Annotated in this window: 1 pseudogene; it reads right to left on the minus strand. The window is 34.7% G+C overall.

The annotated features are described in order from the left end of the window. Window positions 1-38 precede the first annotated feature (38 nt). Window positions 39-1,084, minus strand: a pseudogene (locus NO995_RS17790) (IS3 family transposase); the annotation flags it as partial.

Genomic DNA, 1,084 nt, shown 5'->3' on the forward strand with positions numbered 1-1,084 from the left:
TGGACTTGCAACAAAAAACTGGACAAATAGTTGAATGACTACGCTGCTAGTTTAAGGTTATACATGTCTAATTCAAATTCTCTTATAGTTCTATTTCCTAAAAAGGAATGTCTTCTTCTATTATTGTACCAGGTTTCTATCCATCCAAAGATGGATAACTCCGCTTCAGATCTCAACTTATAATTGTGCCTATAAACCCATTCTACCTTTAATGATTTAAAGAACGATTCTGCAACGGCATTATCCCAACAATTACCTTTTCTGCTCATAGATTGGTTTACTAAGTCATTGTAACTTTTAATTAATGAGGTAAACTTATGGCTGGCATATTGTATACCTCGGTCGGAATGAAAAATTAAAGGCTGGGTTAAAGTTGTTTTCTTTACAGCCATATGCCAAGCCTTAATAATAGTGTCTTCTGTACTTAGATTATCGCTTAGAGCCCATCCAACAACTTTGCGGTTAAACAAATCAATAATTACAGTAAGGTATAACCAACCTTGTTTGGTTTTGATATAGGTAATATCGCTTACCCAAACTTGATTCTGTCTGCTTACTTCAAAGTTTTGGTTTAACAAATTAGGTGCTATTGGGTAATTATGTTTACTATCTGTGGTTGCTTTAAACTTACGTTTTCGTTTTGCAAACAAATAATTAGCACTCATAATACGCGCCACTCTGGGCTTTGATATTTTGTAGCCTAATGTCTCCAACTCTGTTTTTATTCTGGGTGAACCATAGCTATCAAAACTATCTTTAAATATAGATTTAATAAGCGTAGTTATTTTTTGATTTTCTAACCATAATTTACTTGGTCCTGATTGTAGCCAATGGTAATAACCGCTATTGCTTACCTTTAATATTTGACACATCGTCTCGACAGGAAATCTCATAAGGTGTTGTTTTATAAACCTGTATTTTTCTTGTCGCTCGCGGAGAAGATGCTGATGGCCTTTTTTAAGATGTCTCGTTCTAACTCGGCTTCTTTTAATGCCTTTTTCAATCGAGATATCTCTTTTTCTTCATCGGTCATTTTAGGATTACCACGGCCAGGGAAACTGTTGTTACCGTAATCTTTTAACTC

It is taken from the genome of Aestuariibaculum sp. M13 (assembly GCF_024723255.1).
GTDB classification, from domain to species: Bacteria; Bacteroidota; Bacteroidia; order Flavobacteriales; family Flavobacteriaceae; genus Aestuariibaculum; species Aestuariibaculum lutulentum.